Genomic DNA, 21,537 nt, shown 5'->3' with positions numbered 1-21,537 from the left:
CCGACCCCGAGCTTTCCCGGGGCCGGACTGGAACGCGTTCTACGACGCCAGAATGGGCTTGAGCCGCTCGAACTGCTCGGCGTCGCGAATGCCGACCAGCATCATGGTGACCCCGGCCTTCTCCCACACCAGCAGCTGCTCGCGCACATGCGCCTCGTCGCCGATGATCGTGGTGTCCAGGATCAGCTCGTCCGGCACCGCCGCCGCGGCTTCGTCCTTGCGCCCGGTGCGGAACAGCTGGGTGATCTCGTCCACCGCGTCGCCGTACCCCATCCGCCGGTACACCTGAGCGTGGAAATTCAACTCCTCCGCACCCATGCCGCCGATGTACAGCGCCATGAACGGCCGCAACCGATCCAGCTCCGCCTTCGGATCGTCGGTGATGATCACCTGCGCGGTGGCCGCGATGTCGAAGGTCTCCCGCGAACGCCGGGCACCCGCGCGGGCGAAGCCCTCGTCGAGCCAGGCGTTGTACATGTCCGCCAGGCGCGGGGTGTAGTAGATCGCCAGCCAGCCGTCGGCGATCTCGGCCGTCAGCGCGACGTTCTTCGGACCTTCCGCGCCCAGCCAGATCGGCAGATCCGCACGCAGCGGATGGGTGATCGACTTGAGCGGCTTACCGAGCCCGCTCGCGTCGGCCCGGTTGTAGGGCAGCGGGTAGTGCGGCCCGTCATTGGTCACCTTGCCCTCGCGCTCGAGCACCTGCCGGATGATCGACACGTACTCCCGGGTGCGCTGCAACGGCTTGGCGAACGGCTGCCCGTACCAGCCCTCGACCACCTGCGGCCCGGAGACGCCGAGGCCGAGAATGGCCCGTCCGCCACTGAGGTGGTCCAGGGACAGCGCGGCCATCGCGGTCGCGGTGGGCGTGCGCGCGGACAGCTGCACCACGGACGTGCCCAGCTGCACCCGGCTCGTGCTCGAACCCCACCACGCCAGCGGCGTGAAGGCGTCCGATCCCCAGGATTCGGCGGTGAACACCGCCTCGAATCCGGCCGCCTCGGCGGCGATCACCAATTCCTGAGCCTGGGCGGGCGGCTGTTGCCCCCAATATCCGAGTTGCAACCCAAAGCGCATGTTCGACTCCCTTCCGAAGTGGGCTCTTGTCACCAGCATTAGAACCTGTTCTACTCGATTCCGTGACTCTGGGGAACACCGAAGTACTCGCCGCGCCGCTGCGGATGCAGTTCGATTACACCCGCTCCACCGGACCGACCATCGGACGCTTCCTCACCGGATTGCGTTCGGGCCGGGTCATCGGAGTGCGTGGTTCCGATGGGCGCGTCATCGTGCCGCCCGCGGAATTCGATCCGATCACCGCGGAACCGCTGACCGAATTCGTCGACGTAGCCGATGTGGGCACCGTCCAGTCGTGGAGCTGGGTGGCCGAACCGCTGCCCGGGCAGCCCTTCGACCGGCCCTTCGCCTACGCGCTCATCAAGCTGGACGGCGCGGACACCGCGCTCCTGCACGCGGTGGATGTGGCCTCGCCGGCCGACATCGCCACCGGCCTGCGGGTGCGGGCGCGCTGGGCCGACGAGCGCCGCGGCGACATCCACGACCTGGCCTGGTTCGAGCCGGGCGAAACATCCGACGCACCAGCCGATTCCACCGATGACGCCGAGCCGGTGACCGGCATCATCACCCCGATCGACCTGTCCTTCAAGCACACCGCCTCGCCGCAGGAGACCGAGTTCCTCAAGGCGATCCTGGAGGGCAGGCTGCTTGGCGCCAAGGCCCAGAGCGACGGCAAGGTGTACTTCCCGCCGCGCGGCGCCGACCCGCGCGACGGCTCCCCCACCGAGGATTACGTCGAGGTCGCCGACACCGGCATCGTCACCACCTTCTGCATCGTGAACGTGCCGTTCATGGGGCAGAGCATCAAGCCGCCGTACGTGGCGGCCTACATCCTGCTGGACGGCACCGATATCCCGTTCCTGCACCTGGTGCTGGGCTGCGAGGCCAGCGAGGTCCGCATGGGCATGCGGGTCAAGGCCGTGTGGAAGCCGCGCGAGGAGTGGGGGCTGAGCCTGGGCAATGTCGACCACTTCGAGCCGACCGGCGAGCCCGATGCCGAGTACGACTCCTTCTCGCACCACCTGTAAAGGTTGAATACGTTGAGTAACAACGCAACTGACATCGCGGTGGTCGGGTTCGCCCACGCACCGCACGTGCCGGAGACCTTCGGCACCACCAATGGCGTCGAGATGCTCGCGCCCTGCTTCCACGAGCTGTACGACAAGCTCGGCATCAAGCAGACCGATATCGACTTCTGGTGCTCGGGTTCCTCGGATTACCTTGCCGGGCGCGCCTTCTCGTTCATCTCGGCGATCGACGCCATCGGCGCGGTTCCCCCGATCAACGAGTCGCACGTGGAGATGGACGCGGCCTGGGCGCTGTACGAGGCGTGGGTCAAGCTGCGCACCGGACAGGCCGAGACGGCGCTGGTCTACGGCTTCGGCAAGGCCTCCGCCGGCACCCTGCGCCAGATCCTGACCCTGCAGACCGACCCGTACCTGGTCGCGCCGCTTGGCCCGGACGCGGTGTCCATGGCGGGTCTGCAGGCCCGCGCCGGTATCGACGCCGGCAGCTGGACCGAACGCGAAATGGCCGAGGTCGCCGCCCGCGCCGCCGCGCATGCCGCCGCCAAGGGTGGCAGCGCGACCGCGCGCACCGAGTCCGACGTCGAGAAGCTGCTGGCCGCGGACTACGTGGCGAATCCCTTCCGCGCCCATGACATCGCGCCCATCACCGACGGCGCGGCCGCCATCGTGCTGGCCGTGGGAGACAAGGCCCGCGAGCTCACCGAGCGTCCGGCCTGGATCTCCGGCATCGCGCACTACATCGACACCCCGATCCTGGGTGCGCGCGACCTGACCGTCTCGCAGTCCGCATCGCGCGCGGCCAAGGCCGCGATCGGCTCCGGCGCAACCGATTTCGATATCGCCGAGCTGCACACCCAGTACAGCCACGAGGAACTGATCCTCGCCCGGGCACTGGGCCTGAACGGTTCGACCAAGATCAACGTGTCGGGCGGCCCGCTGTCCGGCAACCCCATGTTCTCGGCCGGCCTGGAGCGCATCGGCTTCGCCGCCACCGAGATTTTCAACGGCACCGCGAATCGCGCACTGGCCCATGCCAGTAGCGGTCCCGCGCTGCAGCAGAACCTGGTTGCCACCCTGGAGGCGCGCTCATGAGCAATCCCGCTGCCGTACTCGGTACCGGCCAGACCCATCACGTCGCCAAGCGCACTGATGTGTCCATCACCGGCATGTGCCGTGAGGCCATCGACCGCGCACTCGAGGACTCCGGCCTGACCATGGCCGATATCGACGCCGTTGTCATCGGCAAGGCCCCCGACTTCTTCGAGGGCTCGATGATGCCGGAGCTCTTCATGGCCGACGCCCTCGGCGCGACCGGCAAGCCGCTGCTGCGCGTGCACACCGCCGGTTCGGTCGGCGGCTCCACCGGCGTGGTGGCCGCCAGCCATGTGCAGGCGGGCGTCTACGGCAAGGTGCTGGCCATCTGCTGGGAGAAACAGTCCGAGTCCAATGCCATGTGGGCGCTGTCGAATCCGGTGCCCTTCACCAAGCCGGTCGGCGCGGGCGCGGGCGGCTACTTCGCGCCGCACGTGCGCGCCTACATTCACCGCTCCGGCGCCCCGCTGCACGTCGGCGCCATGGTGGCGGTCAAGGATCGCCGCAACGGCGCGCGCAACCCGCTCGCGCATCTGCAGCAGCCCGACATCACCATGGAATCGGTGACGGCGTCCCAAATGCTCTGGGACCCCATCCGTTTCGACGAGACCTGCCCGTCCTCGGACGGCGCGTGCGCCATCGTCATCGGCGACGAGGCCTCGGCCAGGGCCGTGGAGGCCACCGGCAAGAAGGTGGCGTGGATCCACGGCACCGCCATGCGCACCGAACCGCTCGCCTACACCGGCCGCGATCAGGTGAACCCCAAGGCCGGGCAGGCCGCGGCCGCCGCGCTGTGGAAGCAGGCCGGGATCACCAATCCGCTCGAGGAGATCGACGCGGCCGAGATCTACGTCCCCTTCTCCTGGTTCGAGCCCATGTGGCTGGAGAACCTGGGCTTCGTGCCCGAGGGCGAGGGCTGGAAACTCACCGACGCGGGCGAAACCGCCATCGGCGGAAAGCTTCCGGTGAATCCCTCGGGTGGCGTGCTGTCCTCCAACCCGATCGGCGCCTCGGGCATGATCCGTTTCGCCGAAGCCGCCAAGCAGGTCATGGGCCGCGCCGGGGACTACCAGGTCGAAAACGCACGCAAAGCGTTCGGTCATGCGTATGGTGGTGGCTCGCAGTACTTTTCGATGTGGGTTGTGGGGAGCGAGAAGCCGTGACGACGACCACCGAGCATCCTGCCCGCGTCGCGGGCACGGCATCCCAAGGTGCGGTGCGCGCCCGCGACAAGGATGCCTGGATCGCGTTGTTCGCGGCCGACGGCATCGTCGAGGACCCGATCGGCCCGTCGTTCTTCGATCCCGAGGGCAAGGGTCATCGCGGCGCGGAAGCCATTGCGGCCTTCTGGGACAAGGCGATCGCGCCGACGGAGTCCATCGAGTTCCTCTTCGACGACTCGTTCGCCTGCGGACACGAGGTGGCGTACACCGGTCGTATCCGCACCCGCATGGGCGGTCAGATCATCGACGCCGAGGGTGTGTTCACCTACAAGGTCGACGATGACGGCAAAATCCTCGCCCTGCGCGCTTTCTGGGAACAGGAACGCGCGATGGCGACGATCAAGCCACAGTAGCGAAAACGTGGAAGTGCCCCGCCTGCCGACGCAGGCGGGGCACTTCCACGTGACATGGCGGGCTGTGAAATGCCGAGCTGTGAAATGCCGGGCTACTGTGCCGTGGCACAGAGCAAACCGTGGCACAGAGCAAAGCGGGCGACCGGAGATCCGGTCGCCCGCTTTCATGCCCCGGCAGTGTGAGAGACAGGGCAGTCGGGGTGCCGCGCGATTCACCTGTCGCGCGGCGGAATTCGGCTCAGTGCTTGACCGGGCAGGTCTTGTAGTCGACCTGGAACTCCTTGACGCCGTTGAGCCATCCCGAGCGCAGGCGCTTGGGATCGCCGAGCTTGGTGATGTCGGGCATGTAGTCGGCGATCGCGTTGAAGATGATGTCGATCTCGAGCCGGGCCAGGTTCGCGCCGATGCAGTAGTGCGCGCCGGTGCCGCCGAAGGACAGGTGCGGGTTCGGATCGCGAAGGATGTCGAAGGTGTACGGATCCTCGAACACCTCCTCGTCGAAGTTGGCCGAGCGGTAGGACAGCAGCACTCGCTGTCCCTTCTTGATCTGCACGCCGTTGACCTCGACATCCTCGAGCGCGGTGCGCTGGAAGCTGCTGACCGGGGTGGCCCAGCGGATGATCTCGTCCGCGGCGGTCTTGGGCCGCTGCGCCTTGTACAGCTCCCACTGGTCCGGGTTCTCGAGGAACGCGATCATGCCGTGCGTGGTGGCATTGCGAGTGGTCTCGTTACCCGCGACAGCCAGCACCATGACGAAGAAGCCGAACTCCTCGGGCAGCAGGCCCTCGCCGTCCACATCGGCATTGATGAGCTCGGTGACGATGTCGTCGGCCGGGCAGGCCCGCCGGGCCTCGGCCATCTGGTACGCGTACCCGAGGATCTCGGTGGAGGCCACCACCGGATCGGCATCGCTGTCCGGATCGTCGTAGCTGGTCATCTCGTTGGACCACTTGAAGAGCTTCATGCGGTCTTCCTGCGGCACGCCGATCAGTTCGGCGATGGCCTGCAGCGGCAGTTCGGACGCGACCTGCTCGACGAAATCGCCGGTGCCGGTCGCCGCGGCGGCCTGCACGATGGACTCGGCGCGGGCGGTCAGCTCGGCACGCAGGCCGTTGATCACGCGCGGGGTGAAGCCCTTGGCGATGATCTTGCGGAGCTTGGTGTGCTCGGGGGCGTCCTTGTTCAGCAGGACGAAACGCTGCAGTTCGATCTGCTCGCGCGTGATGCTGTCCTGGAAGCGCGGGATCGCCGTGTTCTCGAAGGTCGAGAACACGTCGTCACGCCGGGACACGGTCTTGACGTCGGCATGCTTGCTCAGAACCCAGAATCCGTCGTCCGCGAATCCGCCGACCTCGGGAGATTTCGGATTCCACCAGATCGGCGCCGTACGACGCAGCTCTGCGAGCTCTTCGACCGGCACCCGGTGCGCCCACATGTCGGGGTCGGTGACATCGAATCCGTCGGATACATCGGGCCGGGCTTGGGGGTCAACCACCAGCAGTCTCCTTTGACCAACTGAAACACGTTCTAGATGTATTCAATCACAGGGGGTAAGACTAGGGAAGGAACCGATTTTGGCTTAACTTGCTAGTAGAGAACTTGTTGCAGTTCTGATCATGAAAGGACCACCATGGGTACACCCGTCATCGTCGAGGCCGCACGCACGCCCAACGGCAAGCGCAATGGTTGGCTCGGCGGCCTGCATGCGGCCGAGATCCTCGGCGCGGCACAGAAGGGCATTCTCGATCGGGCGAACCTGGACCCGGCTCTGGTCGAGCAGGTCGTCGGCGGCTGTGTGATGCAGGTCGGCGAACAGAGCAACAATGTCACGCGCACCGCCTGGCTGCACGCCGGACTTCCGTGGCAGACCGGCGCGGTCACCATCGACAACCAGTGCGGTTCCGCGCAGCAGGCCGCGGGCCTGGTCGCGGGCCTGATCTCCACCGGCGCGATCGAGGTCGGCCTGGCGTGCGGCATCGAGTCGATGAGCCATGTTCCGTTGGGCGCCAACGTCGGAACGCACGCCGGCCCGCGTCGCCCCGCGTCGTGGAACATCGATATGCCGAACCAGTTCGAGGCCGCCGAGCGAATTGCCAAGCGGCGCGGCATCACTCGCGACGACGTGGAGGAACTCGGCGAGCGCTCGCAGCGACTGGCCGCACAGGCGTGGTCCGAGGGCCGCTTCGACCGCGAGGTCCTGACCATCGCGAACGCGCCGCAGGTCGACAAGGAGGGCAACCTCACCGGAGAGTTCCTGGACGTGAGCCGCGATCAGGGTCTGCGCGCGACCACCCGCGAGGGCCTCGCGAAGCTGAAGCCGGTGCTGGAGGGCGGAATTCACACCGCGGGCACCTCCTCGCAGATCTCCGACGGCGCGGCCGCGGTGCTGCTCATGGACGAAAAGGCCGCGCAGCGTGAGGGTTTGCGTCCGCGCGCCCGCATCATCGCGCAGTGCCTGGTCGGCAGCGAGCCGGAATTCCATCTCGACGGACCGGTGCAGGCGTGCGAACGACTGCTCGAGCGCACCGGCATGAGCATCGGCGATATCGACCTGTTCGAAATCAACGAGGCCTTCGCGTCGGTCGTGCTCTCGTGGGCCTCGGTCCACAAGCCGGACTTCGATCGCGTGAACGTGAACGGCGGTGCGATCGCGCTCGGCCATCCGGTCGGCAGCACCGGATCTCGGCTCATCACAACGGCTTTGCACGAGCTGGAGCGCTCCGGCAAGAGCACCGCGATGATCCTCATGTGCTGCGGTGGAGCGCTCGCGACGGGCACCATCATCGAGAGGATCTAGTCGTACCAATCAATTTCGGCCAAGGTTGAACGTTCATCCGACTTGTCACGAAACGTGGCGTACGCCACACAATCTGCGGTACAGACAAGAAGATGAGACGTCAGCTATCTTAGGGCAACTGGGGGCTCGTCCACGAAGACCCTTGCGACGGGCCAGAACCGGTGCTCTTAAGGCCTCCGCAAGAACGGTGGGGTGAGCCCGCAAACGCCCAAGCCACGGACGGTTCCTCGGATGCCCGCCTAGAAGCTTCAAGGAAATCACGAATCAGGCGTAGGTTTTCAGTTACTGAGCCGCTAATATCAATGATACGTATCCGAGATAACGACTGTTAGTACAGCGAAGGGAATTGGGCGGCTCACAATGGCTGATTTCGCGGCGCGGCTGAACAAGCTGTTCGAAACCGTGCATCCCCCGGGGCGTAAGCCGCACACGAATGCAGAGGTGGCGGCTGCCTTGACGGCATCCGGACATCCGATCTCGAAACCGTATCTCTCGCAGTTGCGGTCGGGACAGCGCACCAACCCGTCCGACGAGACGGTGGCCGCACTGGCGAAGTTCTTCAAGGTCAAACCGGACTACTTCTTCAACGACATCTACGCAGCGAAGATCGATCATGATCTCGAGCTGTTGTCCCAGCTGCAGGGCTATGGACTCCGTCGCTTGTCGAGTAGGGCATTCGACCTCTCCGAAGAATCACAGAACCTCCTCACGTCCATGGCGGAGAAGTTGCGGGCCAGCGAAGGGCTGCCCGAAATTCCTCCGGACGGCACGGAATAGCTCCTGCCACAGAGCAACACGGTGCGGCTGTCTCGGAGGCGGCACGGTGTTGGTTTGCGACAGGGACCGATCCAGGCCTGAACAGGGGCAGCGGTCGACGGCGGTTGCAGGCCGCCGGCGACCATGCTGCTCGAGTGAAGAGTGTTGCACCGACCTCAGGGCACTGGGGTCATGTGGCGTAGATCCCTGCGCTGGTGCGTTATGCACAATGCTGGCATAACACTGTCCGGGTCTGCCCGGGCCGTGGAATCGACTGTTTTGTGCACTATGTCGTTTTGTGCGCTGTGAGTGTTTCGCCCCCAATGCACTAGGTGCGACGATCAAAGTCCCGTGCTGTGTAAGCACGGGACTTTGCGCATTTGCGACAAGATCACAAATGCGCCAATTGAAGATCAATTTCGATAAGGGCGGTCGAACAAGAGCATTCCGGCGCCACTCGAGCGGGCATCGAGGGCACCGACTGACTTCGGCCGCGGGCTACGAAGTTGGGCCGAACCGTGATCTGCGAATCGTGAGCGATCGATTGGTACGGACCGGTCGGTGCTTACCGGTAACTCGCCGACCGATCCGGGGAACGAGCCGCCCGCTGCGCCGCCGAGCCCGGGACTAGCGCGATGCCGAGCCCGGGACCGTGGCCGGCGTGCCCGCCGTGGCGCTCGCATCGTAGGCGCGAGCGATCGCCTGCACCCAGCGTCGTGGGCCGACGTTGGGCGGCGGAGCGATCCAGCGCGGGTCGATCACCACGTCTCCGAAGGGGTTTCGAGCCCACTCGGCCACCCGCCCGGCCCGCTCGCCCACCGAATCCGGCGGCTTGGTGGCATCGGTCAGCTCGATGCCGAAGGCGGACAGGTCCGCACCGCCACCCGACTGCAGGTACAGCGCGTCCATGATCTGCGCGACCTGGTCCGACGCCTTGAGCTGAGTGCCGGAACCGGTCTGCTCCTTCGCCACCACCTCGGGGAAACGTCCGATCAGCACCCGGTGCAGCGGGCGAATCTGCTTGAGCAGCAGGCGCGCCCGTCCCCACAGCTCGATGACGATCCAGATCGCGCCGATCGCGATGAGCAGACTCGCCACCTGCCAGACCGGCCAGAACCAGTCCCCCGCATCCGGCGCGGCCATCGGGACGTGGGTCACCTCGCGCCGGACCGCCAGCGCGGCAAGCACTCCGACGATCAGCGTGCCCGAGGTGTACAGGGTGATGCCGCGCCCCAGCGTGGTCCAGTCCAGGGTGCGCAGACCGGTGATCGCGACGAACAGGCACTCCAGCAGCACGATCGTCCAGCCGAAGGTGAGCGACCAGAGCAGGGTCAGCAGCATGGCGACCGCGCCGCCCGCGTAGATCATCCAGGCGATCTGGCGCAGGTTCCGGCGCGAGACCACCGGCCACGCGGCGGCCGCCACCACCGAGGTGGCCGTCGCGAAGAGAATCCAGGAGGCGGTGGTCAGGCGGTCCGAGAGCCAGAAGCCGCGCACCCCGTTGGGCAGCAGATGATCCACTGCCACACCGACTTCCGGAATCGCGACGGTCGCGGACAGCGCCACCGCCGCGACCGCGACCACGATCGCCACGCGCGCGGTGGTCGCCGGTTTCACCAGCACCCGGCCCACTCGGGCGCCCGCCGCCATCCAGACCAGCATGGCCGTCAACCAGAAGGTCATGCGGTGTCCTCTCGCGAATGCCCGAACCCTGTCCCGGCTGCCGCACCCGTCGGCGGATGACCGGGGAACCCTCCGTGGTGACGCAAGCCGCTCATCCGAGTGCCTCATCGAATCGCAGGACCGAGACGCCTGCGCCCCGGCTGTTGAACACGCGCAGTCGGGTCATGAGCATGCTGGCGAAGGTCTCCGCCTCCCACTCGGCCTGCTCGTCCTCGCCCAGATCGACGATATTCTGGTGCGCGCGCTGGCTCAGCATGTAGGCGATGAGATCGTCGCTGGCCTCCAGCACGACCTCGGCCGCCGCCTCCCCCGGATGATCGAACACGATGTGCCCCAACTCGTGTGCGAGCGTGTGCTCGCGGCTGGGTAGCGCCTCGGCGAGCACGATCACGTCCTTGTCCGGATAACTGCGACGCTGGCCGCAGACGCCCGGCCCCAGTCTCGCGGCCGCGATCTCGATCGGCCTGCGCCGCTCGGCCGAAATCGCCAGCACCACCTCGTCCAGGGTGGTGGCATCGAAATCGGCGGCCACCGCGCAGACCGCGTCCACGGCCGCGGCCACGCGGCGGTAGGACCCGATGCTATGAGCCTTGCTCTCGGTCACAGTGGTCCCCTCACACCCTCGGTCCGAAGAACGCCGCCCGCGCGGCATCGACCCGCGCCTGTGCCGCCGACGCGCTCTGCATGCTCACCGCGCCCGAGCCCGCGCCCGCCAGCGTGAGCGCGATCAGGCCGCCGATCACCGACAGCAGCTGTACCGGCGGGAGCGGGGTGTTGTTCGAGGTCGGCCTGACATCCGGATCCGGTTGCGCGAGAACCGGAGCCGGAGCCGGAGCGGGCGGCGGCGGCGGTGCGTCGGCGGGCTCAGGTTCCGGCGCGGGCGGTGCGGGCACAACGACCGGGGCGATCACCGCGGGGATCGGCGGAATCGCCGGGGACTGCGGGATTTCCAGCGGTGTAGCGGGCGCCTCCGGCACCGGCGGCGGAATGAGCAGCAGCAGTAGTGGTGAGGCGCAGATCGCCGCGGAGCCGACACCCGCCGAACCCACCGCGGCCGAACCGGCGGCCGCGGAACCGGCTGCGGCGGAACCCACTCCGGCCGAACCCGCCGCCGCGGAACCCACGCCCGCGGAACCGACTCCGGCCGAACCGACGCCGGATCCGGTGGCGGCGGAGCCGACTCCCGACCCGGTACCCGCCGAACCGACGCCCGAACCCGAAGCGGCGGAACCCACTCCGGCCGAGCCGCCCACCCCGGAACCCAATGCGGCGGAACCGATTCCGGCCGAACCCACGGCCGCCGAACCTGTGCACAGCGCGCCGAGTCCGGCGGAGCCGAGCGCCGCCGAACCCACCGCGGCCGAGCCGATTCCCGCCGAGCCGGTGCCGAGAATGATGCCGAGCAGCGTCGCGCCGGTGCCGATTCCCGCGGAGCCGACGGCCGCCGAGCCGAGGCCGAGCGCGGAGCCCGTCCCCAGGGCGGCGGAACCCACTGCCGCAGAGCCCGTTCCGAGCGCCGCCGCACCGGCCGAGCCGGTACCCACGGCAGCCGAGCCGACGCCCGCGCCGGCGGATCCGGTCGCGGCGGAGCCCACACCCAGTGCGGTGGAACCGGTGCCGCCCAGGATCGTGCCGAGTCCCGCCGAGCCGACCCCTGCCGAACCCACGCCTGCCGAACCCACTCCCGCGGAGCCCACTCCCGCCGAACCCACTGCGGCGGAGCCGGTTCCGACGCCGAGGATGGCGGCGAGCAGACCGGCCGGACCGGCGACCGGATTCACGGGCGCGGTAACCGCGTGTGGCGTCGCGGGCGGGACCGGATCCTGGCCCGAAGGGACCGGATCGAGGTCGATGCCCGGCTGCGCTCCGGCCGGAACGGGCCCGAGCAGCGCCGACCCGGTGACAGCGGCGATCACTGCCACCAAGCGCATTGCACGACCGAAGATCATGCGACAGCCATCCCCTCATCAGTACCGCGCCGTTCGGCTTCCTTCCCGCACCCCTGTGTGCGGGACCCCGCGCACGCCGGTCAGGCGGGAGCGGTATCAAGCGACTCGGGCAACCCCGATTGCCGAGCCGTTGCGGAACGCGGTCATCGTACCGGTCACCACGTCCACCCGCGCAACTCCGGATCCCCCTGGGGGCATCCGCAAACCGTACGCCTGCACCATCCCCCTCGCACCCGAAATCAGGCAGCGGCCCAGCGCAATTGACCTGCCTCACACATCGCGCGCACCCGCGCCGACCTGATCCGTAACCCCGTCGCATCCCAGTGTTCACCGACGAAAACGGCATTCCGCACCAACCAGGCAGCAACATCCCAGGCCATCGCCGTCGAGGCACTCGAAATCCGGCCGAGTGGGATACCTCACACGACCGACCAGTTTTCTATTCCCTCCCGCAACCTGCCCGCTCATGCATATGAACGGCATCGCCGCTCGATCGTTGTGCACCAGCACAATTCGCCCCGAGACGACGAAAGCCGCATACCGAGTCCGGTATGCGGCTACGCGACAGGCGTTTTCGTGACGCCGGGATGCTCCCGGGGCCTCAGGCTCCGTAGACGGGCTCCGGGGCGGTGGCCTTCGACAGCAGATCGCGCACGGCCGGGCCGAGCTCTGCAGGGTTCCAGCGGGCGCCGCGATCGACCGAGACGCCGTGGCGATGGCCGTCCACGATGGTCACCTTGCCCGCCTCGACCTCGAACATGCGGCCGGTGACCGCGGCGGATTCGGCGCTGCCGAGCCAGACCACCAGCGGAGAGACGTTCTCCGGGGCCATCGCATCGAACCCGCCGTCCTCCGGCGCGGCCATGGTCTCGGCGAAGACAGTCTCGGTCATCCGAGTGCGCGCCGCCGGGGCGATCGCGTTCACGGTGATGCCGTAGCGCGCGAATTCGGCTGCGGCCGTGATGGTCAGACCCGCGATGCCCGCCTTGGCCGCGGCATAGTTGCCCTGGCCGACGCTGCCGAGCAGGCCCGCGCCGGAGCTGGTGTTGATGACGCGGGCGTCGGGCCGACGCCCCGCCTTGGACTCGTTGCGCCAGTACTGCGCGGCATGGCGCATCGGGGCGAAGTGGCCCTTGAGGTGGACCTTGATCACCGCGTCCCACTCGTCCTCGCCGAGGTTGACCAGCATCCGGTCGCGCACGATACCGGCATTGTTGACCAGCACGTCGAGACCGCCGAAGGTCTCGATGGCGGTGGCGACCAGGCGGCCGGCGCCCTCCCAATCGGAGACGTCGTCGCCGTTCACCACGGCCTCACCGCCCGCGGCGCGGATCTCCTCGACCACCTTCGCGGCGCCGGAATCGGGCTTGGGGGTCCCGTCGAGCTCGGCGCCCAGGTCGTTCACCACGACCTTCGCCCCGGCGGCGGCGAACGCCAGCGCGTGCGCACGGCCGATGCCCTGGCCCGCACCGGTGACGATGACGACGCGGCCGTCGCAGATTTTCTCGGTCATATCGGATACCTCGCTGATGAAGGGAGCGCTGATGAAGGGAGAACGAAAGGAACAGGAGTGAGAAGGGAGCGATTACTGGTGACCGGAGACCGCGGGGACATCGGCCGTGGAGGCGGTCAGGAAGGCGGGCTTCTCGCCGCCGCCGTGCACGAGCAGGGCGCTGCCGGTGATGTATTCGGCCAGCGGGGACGCCAGGAAGGCGGCGGTGCGGCCGATGTCCTCCGGACTTGCCATGCGCTGCATAGGGACCGTGCCGCTCACCGCGGCGATGCCGTCCTCGTCGCCGTAGTGCAGGTGCGAGGACTCGGTATTGACCAGGCCGCAGATGACCGAGTTCATCCGGACCTTGGGCGCCCACTCGACCGCGAGCGATGACACCAGACTGTCCACACCGGCTTTCGCGGCGCCGTAGGCGGCGGTGCCGGGCGAGGGGCGGTGCCCGCTCACGCTGGAGATCATCACGATGGAGCCGCCGCCGTCCTGCTTCTGCATGACGTCGTTGGCGACCTGTGAGACAAGCAGCGGAGCAAGCAGATTCAGCTGGATGATCTTCGAGTGGAAGTTCGGGCTGGCGTCCGCGGCCAGGGCGAACGGCGCACCGCCCGCATTGTTGACCACGGTGTCGAGCCGCCCGTACCGGGCCACGATCCCCTCGACGAGCTCACGCACCGAATCCGGGTCGCGCACGTCGCACGGCAGGAAGTCGATGCCGCGTCCACCGCTCTGGACGGGCACATCCGCGGGACGGCGGGCACAGGCCACGACGGTCGCGCCGGCGTCGAGGAAGACACGGCTGATGCCGGCTCCGACTCCGCGTACGCCGCCGGTGACCAAGACGACCGAGCCGGCGAGGTTCACTTCGATTGACACCGTGCTAACCTACCAAGCACTTGCTTGTTTTGCCAACGATGGGCAGCTCTACCACTCGAAGGAGGCGCGATGGGGATCATCCGTCACACCGAAACCGACGGCGTCGAAGTCGTCACTGTCGACTACCCACCGGTCAACGCGCTGCCGTCCGACGGCTGGTTCGCCCTCGCCGACGCGGTACGCGAAGCCGGTCGCGATCCCGGCACCCGCGTGGTCGTGCTGCGCGCGGAGGGCCGCGGCTTCAACGCGGGCGTGGACATCAAGGAGATGAACGCGGACGTCGGGCACACGGCGCTGATCCGCGCGAACCACGGCTGCTTCGCCGCGTTCGCCGCGGTCTACGACTGCGAGGTCCCCGTGGTGACCGCCGTGAACGGCTTCTGCCTCGGCGGCGGCATCGGCCTGGTCGGCAATTCCGACGTCATCATCGCCTCCGACGACGCGACCTTCGGCCTCCCCGAGGTCGACCGCGGCGCGCTCGGTGCGGCCACCCATCTCTCACGCCTGGTCCCCCAGCACCTGATGCGGACCATGTTCTACACCGCGGGCACGCTCACCGCGCAGCAGCTGCACCACTACGGGTCGGTGTTCAAGGTGGTGCCGCGGGCCGAACTCGACGCCGCCGCAATGGAAGTCGCCAAGAACATCGCCAACAAGGACGGCCGCGTCATCCGCGCCGCCAAGAAGGCGCTCAACGGCATCGACGTGCAGGACGTGCACAAGTCCTACCGGTTCGAGCAGGGCTTCACCATGGAGCTCAACCTCGCCGGTGTGGCCGACGAGATTCGCGCCCGGTTCGATGACGACCTGGCCGCGCAGAAAAAATCAGCACAGCAGAAGGGGGCGTAAGAACTCATGCGCGACAAGCGAATGAGCCTCGACGAGGTCGTCGGTGAGCTCCGCAGCGGTATGACCATCGGCATCGGCGGCTGGGGTTCGCGGCGCAAGCCGCTCGCCTTCGTGCGCGCCATTCTCCGTTCCGACCTCGAGGATCTGACGGTCGTCTCCTACGGCGGACCGGACCTCGGGCTGCTCTGCTCGGCCGGCAAGGTGCGAAAGGCGTACTACGGCTTCGTATCCCTGGATTCCGCGCCGTTCTACGACCCGTGGTTCTCCAAGGCCCGCACCAACGGTGAGATCACCGTGCGCGAGATGGACGAGGGCATGGTGAAGTGCGGCCTGCAGGCCGCCGCCGCCCGCCTGCCGTTCCTGCCGATCCGGGCCGGATTGGGTTCGGCCGTGGTCGATTTCTGGGAGGGCGAGCTGAAGACCGTGCCGTCCCCGTACCCGGACGCCGATGGTCGCACCGAAACCCTGATCGCCATGCCCGCGCTGAACCTGGACGCCTCCTTCGTGCACCTGGATCTGGGCGACAAGCACGGCAATGCCGCGTACACCGGCGTCGATCCCTACTTCGACGATCTGTACTCGCTGGCCGCCGAGCGCCGCTACCTCTCGGTCGATCGCCTGGTCGACACCGACGAGCTGGTGAAAGCCGTTCCGCAGCAGGCGATCATCCTCAATCGCATGATGGTCGACGGCGTGGTCGAGGCCCCGGGCGGCGCGCACTTCACCTTCGCCGGTGGTTACGGCCGCGACGAGAAGTTCCAGCGCCACTACGTCGAGGCGGCCAAGACGCCCGAGGCGTGGGCCGAGTTCAAGGCGACCTACCTGGACGTGTCCGAGGACGACTACCAGGCCGCCGTCCGCGCTTTCGCCGAGGAGCAGAAGTAATGAGTGCTGAAGGTACGAACGACACCACCACCGTGACGCGGGCCGAGACCTGCGTCGTCGCCGCGGCCGAAATCTTCCGTGGCGCGGGCGAGATCATGGCCAGCCCGATGTCGACCGTCACCACCATCGGCGCGCGACTGGCGCGATTGACCTTCGAGCCGGATCTGCTGCTGTCCGACGGCGAGGCGCTGCTGTTCGCCGAGGTGCCGCCGATCGGCGGCAAGGCTCCCATCGAGGGCTGGATTCCGTTCTCGCGGGTGTTCGACGTGGTCGCCTCGGGGCGTCGCCACGTGGTCATGGGCGCCAACCAGATCGACCGGTTCGGCAATCAGAACCTGTCGGCTTTCGGTGCGCTGCAACAGCCTTCGCGCCAGATGTTCGGCGTGCGCGGCGCACCGGGCAACACCATCAACCACGCCACCAGCTACTTCGTGCCCAAGCACAACAAGCGGGTGTTCGTGGATCAGGTCGACATCGTCTCCGGAATCGGTTACGACAAGATCGATCCCGAGAATCCGGCGTTCCGGTTCCACCACCTGCACCGCGTGGTGTCGAACCTGGGCGTCTTCGACTTCGGCGGACCCGAGCACACCCTGCGCGCGCTGTCGCTGCATCCGGGCGTGAGCGCCGACGAGGTCGCCGAGAACACCTCCTTCGAGATCGCCGGTCTCGCGGAGGCGGGCGAGACCCGGCAGCCGACCGAGGAAGAGCTGCGGATCATTCGTACCGTGCTGGATCCCAAGGGTTTCCGTGAGAAGGAAGTCACCTCATGAGCGCTCGGCTGAAGACCTCGCTGACCGAGCTGGTCGGCATCGAGCACCCGATCGTGCAGACCGGCATGGGCTGGGTGGCCGGTCCCGGCCTGGTCGCGGCCACCGCAAACGCGGGCGGCCTCGGCATTCTGGCCTCGGCCACGATGACCTTCGAAGAACTCGAAGTGGCCATCGCCAAGACCAAGTCACAGACGGACAAGCCGTTCGGCGTGAACATCCGGGCCGACGGCTTCGATGCTCCCGAGCGCATCGAACTGCTCATTCGCGAAGGGGTGAAGGTCGCGTCCTTCGCGCTCGCGCCCAAGAAGGAACTCATCGCGCGCCTGAAAGACAATGGCGTGGTGGTGGTTCCGTCGATCGGTGCGGCCAAGCACGCGGTGAAGGTCGCGGCCTGGGGTGCGGACGCGGTGATCGTGCAGGGCGGTGAGGGCGGTGGCCACACCGGTTCCGTCGCGACCACCCTGCTGCTCCCGTCGGTGCTGGACGCCGTGGACATCCCGGTCGTGGCCGGTGGCGGCTTCTTCGACGGCCGTGGCCTGGCCGCCGCGCTGTCCTACGGCGCGGCCGGGGTCGCGATGGGAACCCGCTTCCTGCTCACCCAGGAGAGCAGCGTCCCGGAGGCGGTGAAGCGGGAGTACCTGGCGCGCGGCCTGCAGGACACGGTCGTGTCCACCAAGGTCGACGGCATGCCGCACCGGGTGCTCAACACCGAACTGGTGCAGAAGCTCGAAAACTCCGGCCGGGCACGCGGATTCGCCGCGGCCGCGTCCAATGCGCTGAAGTTCAAGGGCATGACCGGCATGAAGTGGACCACCCTGGTCAAGGACGGCCTCGCCATGCGCAAGCACAAGGACCTGACCTGGTCCCAGGTGATCATGGCCGCCAACACTCCGATGCTGCTCAAAGCCGGTCTGGTGGAGGGCAATACCCACGCGGGTGTGCTCGCCTCCGGTCAGGTCGCGGGCATCATCGAAGACCTGCCCACCGTGCAGGACCTGATCGACCGCATCATCACCGACGCCGTCGCGCGCATCGACAGTCTCGCCACCTACCGCGTGAGCGATACCGCCACCGCCTGATACGCCCTCCCTCCACGCCGCGGGCTCGATGCCCGCGGCGTCCCGAACTGCGCGGCCCGACACGATCGGCCGCGCATCGAACGGATCGGACACCCACCGATCCGTTGCGTCTCCGCACTCGCTGCGGAAGCGCACTGGCCGCCCCCGGAACCTCTCGCCCGGGGGCGGCCTTCGTGCGCGCGGCGCGGCTACTTGCGGCGGATACCCGTGGCCAGCGCGAAGATCGCGTCCAGCACCGGGGTCGGGGTGAACTGGGTGCTCAGCGCCTGCACCTTGTTGACGATGCCGACCACGTAGCGAGCCTTGGGACGCGAGGACGTCAGCGCTTTCTCCACCTCGGCGACTACCGACTCGACCGGGGCGGCGATGCGCTGGACCTGTGTGGCCACCTTGCGCATACCGGCCAGATGGCCGCCGTAGAGGTCACGCTGGGCATCGGTCAGGCCCGCGGTGGTGCGATCGACCATATCGACGGCGTCGGACCACATGTCGGTCGCGATCGGCCCCGGCTCGATCAGCGAGGTACGAATCCGCCAGGGGCGCAGTTCTACTCGCAGCGCGTCCACCAGCCCCTCGAGCGCGTACTTCGAGGAGTTGTAAGCACCGGTGCCCGGCGTGGAGATGCGGCCCGACAGCGACGAGATGAACACGACCCTGCCCGTGGATGCGCGCAGGCGCGGCAGCACCGCCTGGGTGACCGCCAGCGCACCGAAGACATTGACCTCGAACTCCTGGCGGACCACATCCAGATCCAGGAGTTCGACGGGACCGTCGGCGACGATTCCGGCATTGTTCACGACCGCGTAGAGGTCTGCGGGCAGAACCTCGTCGAGGGCGGCGATGTGCTCGGCGTCGGTGACGTCGAGGACGATCGGGACGATGGTGGGGGCCTCGGCCACCAGGGCATCCGCATCGGACAGCTTGCGAACCCCGGCGTAGACGGTCCAGCCCTGCCGGGCCAGGCGCAGGCATATCGCCCTGCCGATTCCGCGTGCCGCGCCGGTAACCAGAACAGATCTCATGACCGGCAGCCTAATCAGGGCATTCGGATCCGGCACGACGGTATTGTGCGTGCCTTCCGGCCATCGGACTGCGACCATGTGGCGATGGGGAATGTCTTGATTGTCGGAGATCTACATGGCAACAGCAGTCATGCCCTGGCCATGGTGCAGATGGCCGCACGTCACGACTGTGCACGGATGTTCGTGGTGGGCGATTTCGGAGCCTGGGAGCACATGCCGTCGGGACGGCGGTACTTCGACGTGGTGAACAAGGCGGCCCGCCGGGCCGGGGTGACGGTCTACTTCCTGGACGGCAATCACGACAAGAGCTCGCTGCTGCACGAGATGTACGACGGCAAGCCGGACGACGAGGGCTTCCTGATGTGCCGCAAGCACGTGCGGTACGCGCCTCGCGGGCACCGATGGTCGTGGGACGGAACCACTTTCGCCGCCTTCGGCGGTGCGCGCTCCACCGACAAGGGCTGGCGGCTCGCCCGGGAGGCGCGCAAGCAGGAGCAGGCCGAGAAGCGGCGCGGCTACGGTTCGAGACGCCGGCCCGCCACCTCGGGAATGCTCTGGTTCCCGGAGGAGGAGATGACCGACAACGAGCTGACCGACCTGCTCGAGGCGAACAGCTCGCCGGTGGAAGTGCTTCTGACACACGACAAACCGCGTGCCACCGAGCCGAAGTTCAACCGCAAGAACAAGCCCGAGTGCTTCCCGAACCAGGACCGCATCCAGCGGCTGGTGTGGGCGCTGCGGCCGACCCTGCTCGTGCACGGGCACCTGCACTACCGCTATACCGACATCATCGCGTGCGGCGGTGATCGGTGGACCCGCGTCGAGGGACTGGCGGCGGATCCGGAGGCCTCACACCATCCCAGCTACATCGTCGACCAGTCGTGGATGCTGCTGCCGCTCCCCCACTCTCAGGTTCAACTTGCCGATACCGCCAGCGACGCGGCAACCGGCTGAGCGACTCACCGGCACCGCCGACCGCCCCGGCCGACGCAGATCGGCCCCGCCCGCTACGAACCGACCGCGAACCTGACGGGCAACACCCTGCGCGCAGAGCGAAGCCGATCCGATCGAGTCGCGCATCTCGGCTCGAGCGCCCGCGACTCTCAGCGCTGATCGTGCTCGTCGTACGAGGAGGTGCCCTCGTCCAACAGGGGTTCGGAGACCTTGAAGTGCGCGGGAGCGAGCAGTCGCAGGGCGTGATAGCCGGTGATGACGACCACCGTGCCCAGCGCGATCCCGCTGAGAGTGAAGGAGTCGGTGAACTTCATGCTGACATTGCCGATGCCGATGATCAGACCGGCGGCGGCGGGCACCAGATTCAGCGGATTGCGCAGATCCACTCCGGCATTGGTCCAGATCTGCGCGCCGAGCAGGCCGATCATGCCGTAGAGAATGACCGTGATGCCGCCCAGGACGCCGCCGGGAATGGCCGCGACCACCGCGCCGAACTTCGGGCACAGACCGAACAGCAGCGCGAAACCCGCTGCGGCCCAATAGGCCGCGGTCGAATAGACCCGGGTGGCGGCCATGACGCCGATGTTCTCCGAATACGTGGTGTTGGGCGGGCCGCCGACCGCGGTGGAGAGCATGGAGGCCGCACCGTCCGCGGCGATGGCGGTGCCGAGCTTGTCGTCGAGCGACCTGCCGGTGATCTCACCGACCGCCTTCACGTGCCCGGCGTTCTCCGCGACCAGCGCGATCACCACCGGCAGCGCCACCAGCACCGCCGAGAATTCGAACGAGGGCGCGTGTAATTGCGGCAGACCGATCCACTCCGCGTGCGCCACACCGGACAGATCCAGCCGCCAGTGATCGCTCACCGCGCCGGTGCCGTCCGCCGAATGGATCGTGCCGAACACGCGATCGAGCAGCCACGAGAGGCCGTAGCCGAACACCAGGCCCAGGAAAATCGCTATGCGCGAGAAGAATCCACGCAGCGCGACCACCCCGAGGCCGGTGAACAGCATGACCAGCAGCGCCGTCCACTGGTCCTGCGGCCAATAGGTCGAGGCGGTCACCGGAGCCAGATTGAATCCGATCAGCATCACCACCGCACCGGTCACCACCGGCGGCATGGCGGCGTGAATGATTCGCGCCCCGAACTTCTGCACGGCCAGGCCGATCAGGAACAGCACCGCGCCCACGGCCAGACAGGCCCCGGTAACCGTCGCGCTATCGCCGCCCTGTGCCCGGATCACCGCCGCCACACCGACGAACGACAGCGAACAACCGAGATAGCTCGGCACCCGGCCGCGGGTGGCGAGCAGGAACACGATCGTCGCGACGCCGGACATCATGATCGCCAGATTGGGGTCCAGCCCCATCAGCACGGGCGCCACGAAACTGGCCCCGAACATGGCGACCACGTGCTGCGCGCCGAGCCCGAGCGTGCGCGGCCACGTCAACCGCTCGTCCGGCGCGACCACCGCGCCCGGCGCGGGCGTACGCCCGTCCCCACCGTGCAGTTTCCAGCGGACACCCAGATCCATTTCGCCGCCCGCTTTCTCCTCGGATGGGGACAATCCCGGCAATCGTAATCCCGGCAAACGCCCGGACACCGCAGTCCCGGCCCGGGCTCTCGTCGCGGA

Annotated in this window: 20 protein-coding genes; 11 read left to right on the top strand and 9 right to left on the bottom strand. The window is 67.7% G+C overall.

Annotated features, from left to right (window positions below; all coding sequences use genetic code 11):
- Positions 1-39: 39 nt before the first annotated feature.
- The gene (locus NJ1_RS25460) at positions 40-1,077 is read right to left on the bottom strand and encodes an LLM class F420-dependent oxidoreductase (protein WP_067698727.1); all 1,038 of its coding nucleotides are present in this window, start codon (positions 1,075-1,077) and stop codon (positions 40-42) included.
- A 104-nt stretch (positions 1,078-1,181) separates the two neighbouring features.
- Between NJ1_RS25460 and NJ1_RS25455 the strand changes: the two genes are divergently transcribed.
- The 4 genes from NJ1_RS25455 to NJ1_RS25440 are packed head-to-tail and all read left to right on the top strand — an operon-like array spanning position 1,182 to position 4,773.
- Complete coding sequence (locus tag NJ1_RS25455; protein WP_174557117.1) at positions 1,182-2,105, top strand: Zn-ribbon domain-containing OB-fold protein; 924 nt, start codon at positions 1,182-1,184, stop codon at positions 2,103-2,105.
- A 12-nt stretch (positions 2,106-2,117) separates the two neighbouring features.
- Positions 2,118-3,197, top strand: a complete 1,080-nt coding sequence (locus NJ1_RS25450; RefSeq protein ID WP_169813202.1) for a thiolase family protein — start codon at positions 2,118-2,120, stop codon at positions 3,195-3,197.
- On the top strand, positions 3,194-4,360 hold the full coding sequence (locus tag NJ1_RS25445) for a thiolase family protein (RefSeq protein ID WP_067698720.1): 1,167 nt from the start codon (positions 3,194-3,196) through the stop codon (positions 4,358-4,360). Before NJ1_RS25450 ends, NJ1_RS25445 begins: the two co-directional genes overlap by 4 nt.
- On the top strand, positions 4,357-4,773 hold the full coding sequence (locus tag NJ1_RS25440; protein WP_067698718.1) for a nuclear transport factor 2 family protein: 417 nt from the start codon (positions 4,357-4,359) through the stop codon (positions 4,771-4,773). The genes NJ1_RS25445 and NJ1_RS25440 overlap by 4 nt, the downstream gene beginning before the upstream one ends.
- 238 nt (positions 4,774-5,011) lie before the next feature.
- Here the strand turns inward: NJ1_RS25440 and NJ1_RS25435 are convergent, their stop codons facing one another.
- A complete protein-coding gene (locus NJ1_RS25435; RefSeq protein ID WP_067698716.1) occupies positions 5,012-6,208 on the bottom strand; it encodes a cytochrome P450 in 1,197 nt (398 codons plus the stop codon).
- A 195-nt stretch (positions 6,209-6,403) separates the two neighbouring features.
- Between NJ1_RS25435 and NJ1_RS25430 the strand changes: the two genes are divergently transcribed.
- On the top strand, positions 6,404-7,570 hold the full coding sequence (locus tag NJ1_RS25430; protein WP_067698714.1) for a steroid 3-ketoacyl-CoA thiolase: 1,167 nt from the start codon (positions 6,404-6,406) through the stop codon (positions 7,568-7,570).
- A 360-nt stretch (positions 7,571-7,930) separates the two neighbouring features.
- Positions 7,931-8,347: a helix-turn-helix domain-containing protein gene (locus NJ1_RS25425; protein WP_011207048.1), complete on the top strand. Its 417-nt coding sequence runs from the start codon at positions 7,931-7,933 to the stop codon at positions 8,345-8,347.
- Positions 8,348-8,953: 606 nt separating this feature from the next.
- Here the strand turns inward: NJ1_RS25425 and NJ1_RS25420 are convergent.
- From NJ1_RS25420 to NJ1_RS25400, 5 genes are all read right to left on the bottom strand, one after another.
- Positions 8,954-10,009 carry a hypothetical protein gene (locus tag NJ1_RS25420; RefSeq protein ID WP_067698712.1) on the bottom strand — a complete coding sequence of 352 codons (1,056 nt, stop codon included), beginning with the start codon at positions 10,007-10,009 and terminating at the stop codon, positions 8,954-8,956.
- Positions 10,010-10,100: 91 nt separating this feature from the next.
- Positions 10,101-10,613 carry an ImmA/IrrE family metallo-endopeptidase gene (locus NJ1_RS25415; protein WP_245717578.1) on the bottom strand — a complete coding sequence of 171 codons (513 nt, stop codon included), beginning with the start codon at positions 10,611-10,613 and terminating at the stop codon, positions 10,101-10,103.
- 10 nt (positions 10,614-10,623) lie between these two features.
- Positions 10,624-11,940 carry a TrbL/VirB6 family protein gene (locus NJ1_RS25410; protein WP_067698710.1) on the bottom strand — a complete coding sequence of 439 codons (1,317 nt, stop codon included), beginning with the start codon at positions 11,938-11,940 and terminating at the stop codon, positions 10,624-10,626.
- A gap of 619 nt (positions 11,941-12,559) precedes the next feature.
- Positions 12,560-13,471 (bottom strand): SDR family oxidoreductase, encoded by a 912-nt coding sequence (locus tag NJ1_RS25405; protein WP_067698708.1) that lies wholly within the window; start codon positions 13,469-13,471, stop codon positions 12,560-12,562.
- Between the two features lie 72 nt (positions 13,472-13,543).
- On the bottom strand, positions 13,544-14,335 hold the full coding sequence (locus NJ1_RS25400) for an SDR family oxidoreductase (protein ID WP_067698838.1): 792 nt from the start codon (positions 14,333-14,335) through the stop codon (positions 13,544-13,546).
- A gap of 75 nt (positions 14,336-14,410) precedes the next feature.
- On the opposite strand from NJ1_RS25400, the gene NJ1_RS25395 reads away from it, so the two are divergent.
- From NJ1_RS25395 to NJ1_RS25380, 4 genes are read left to right on the top strand one after another with little or no spacing between them, the layout of a single operon-like run.
- Positions 14,411-15,190, top strand: a complete 780-nt coding sequence (locus NJ1_RS25395) for an enoyl-CoA hydratase family protein (protein WP_067698706.1) — start codon at positions 14,411-14,413, stop codon at positions 15,188-15,190.
- Positions 15,191-15,196: 6 nt separating this feature from the next.
- A complete protein-coding gene (locus NJ1_RS25390) occupies positions 15,197-16,075 on the top strand; it encodes a CoA transferase subunit A (protein WP_067698704.1) in 879 nt (292 codons plus the stop codon).
- Positions 16,075-16,848 carry a CoA-transferase subunit beta gene (locus NJ1_RS25385; protein WP_067698702.1) on the top strand — a complete coding sequence of 258 codons (774 nt, stop codon included), beginning with the start codon at positions 16,075-16,077 and terminating at the stop codon, positions 16,846-16,848. The genes NJ1_RS25390 and NJ1_RS25385 overlap by 1 nt, the downstream gene beginning before the upstream one ends.
- The gene (locus NJ1_RS25380; protein ID WP_067698700.1) at positions 16,845-17,927 is read left to right on the top strand and encodes an NAD(P)H-dependent flavin oxidoreductase; all 1,083 of its coding nucleotides are present in this window, start codon (positions 16,845-16,847) and stop codon (positions 17,925-17,927) included. Before NJ1_RS25385 ends, NJ1_RS25380 begins: the two co-directional genes overlap by 4 nt.
- Positions 17,928-18,115: 188 nt before the next feature.
- On the opposite strand, the gene NJ1_RS25375 is transcribed toward NJ1_RS25380, so the two are convergent.
- On the bottom strand, positions 18,116-18,949 hold the full coding sequence (locus tag NJ1_RS25375; protein ID WP_067698836.1) for an SDR family oxidoreductase: 834 nt from the start codon (positions 18,947-18,949) through the stop codon (positions 18,116-18,118).
- Positions 18,950-19,033: 84 nt separating this feature from the next.
- Here NJ1_RS25375 and NJ1_RS25370 point away from each other — a divergent pair, with 84 nt between their 5' ends.
- The gene (locus NJ1_RS25370) at positions 19,034-19,903 is read left to right on the top strand and encodes a metallophosphoesterase family protein (RefSeq protein ID WP_157574193.1); all 870 of its coding nucleotides are present in this window, start codon (positions 19,034-19,036) and stop codon (positions 19,901-19,903) included.
- A gap of 149 nt (positions 19,904-20,052) precedes the next feature.
- Here NJ1_RS25370 and NJ1_RS25365 read toward each other — a convergent pair whose 3' ends face one another.
- A complete protein-coding gene (locus tag NJ1_RS25365) occupies positions 20,053-21,438 on the bottom strand; it encodes a uracil-xanthine permease family protein (RefSeq protein ID WP_067698696.1) in 1,386 nt (461 codons plus the stop codon).
- Positions 21,439-21,537: the final 99 nt, after the last annotated feature.

The sequence above is a fragment of the Nocardia jejuensis NBRC 103114 genome, from assembly GCF_001613145.1.
GTDB classification, from domain to species: Bacteria; Actinomycetota; Actinomycetes; order Mycobacteriales; family Mycobacteriaceae; genus Nocardia; species Nocardia jejuensis.
This window is presented reverse-complemented; position numbering and strand designations above follow the sequence as displayed.

Bases quoted from the DNA above. Each gene is read 5' to 3' on its own strand.
- NJ1_RS25390 (WP_067698704.1), top strand. From the start codon at position 15,197: ATGCGCGACAAGCGAATGAGCCTCGACGAGGTCGTCGGTGAGCTCCGC.
- NJ1_RS25420 (WP_067698712.1), bottom strand. From the start codon at position 10,009: ATGACCTTCTGGTTGACGGCCATGCTGGTCTGGATGGCGGCGGGCGCC.
- NJ1_RS25410 (WP_067698710.1), bottom strand. From the start codon at position 11,940: ATGCGCTTGGTGGCAGTGATCGCCGCTGTCACCGGGTCGGCGCTGCTC.
- NJ1_RS25455 (WP_174557117.1), top strand. From the start codon at position 1,182: ATGCAGTTCGATTACACCCGCTCCACCGGACCGACCATCGGACGCTTC.
- NJ1_RS25385 (WP_067698702.1), top strand. From the start codon at position 16,075: ATGAGTGCTGAAGGTACGAACGACACCACCACCGTGACGCGGGCCGAG.
- NJ1_RS25430 (WP_067698714.1), top strand. From the start codon at position 6,404: ATGGGTACACCCGTCATCGTCGAGGCCGCACGCACGCCCAACGGCAAG.
- NJ1_RS25445 (WP_067698720.1), top strand. From the start codon at position 3,194: ATGAGCAATCCCGCTGCCGTACTCGGTACCGGCCAGACCCATCACGTC.
- NJ1_RS25370 (WP_157574193.1), top strand. From the start codon at position 19,034: ATGGGGAATGTCTTGATTGTCGGAGATCTACATGGCAACAGCAGTCAT.
- NJ1_RS25380 (WP_067698700.1), top strand. From the start codon at position 16,845: ATGAGCGCTCGGCTGAAGACCTCGCTGACCGAGCTGGTCGGCATCGAG.
- NJ1_RS25435 (WP_067698716.1), bottom strand. From the start codon at position 6,208: ATGTGGGCGCACCGGGTGCCGGTCGAAGAGCTCGCAGAGCTGCGTCGT.
- NJ1_RS25405 (WP_067698708.1), bottom strand. From the start codon at position 13,471: ATGACCGAGAAAATCTGCGACGGCCGCGTCGTCATCGTCACCGGTGCG.
- NJ1_RS25395 (WP_067698706.1), top strand. From the start codon at position 14,411: ATGGGGATCATCCGTCACACCGAAACCGACGGCGTCGAAGTCGTCACT.
- NJ1_RS25425 (WP_011207048.1), top strand. From the start codon at position 7,931: ATGGCTGATTTCGCGGCGCGGCTGAACAAGCTGTTCGAAACCGTGCAT.
- NJ1_RS25460 (WP_067698727.1), bottom strand. From the start codon at position 1,077: ATGCGCTTTGGGTTGCAACTCGGATATTGGGGGCAACAGCCGCCCGCC.
- NJ1_RS25375 (WP_067698836.1), bottom strand. From the start codon at position 18,949: ATGAGATCTGTTCTGGTTACCGGCGCGGCACGCGGAATCGGCAGGGCG.
- NJ1_RS25365 (WP_067698696.1), bottom strand. From the start codon at position 21,438: ATGGATCTGGGTGTCCGCTGGAAACTGCACGGTGGGGACGGGCGTACG.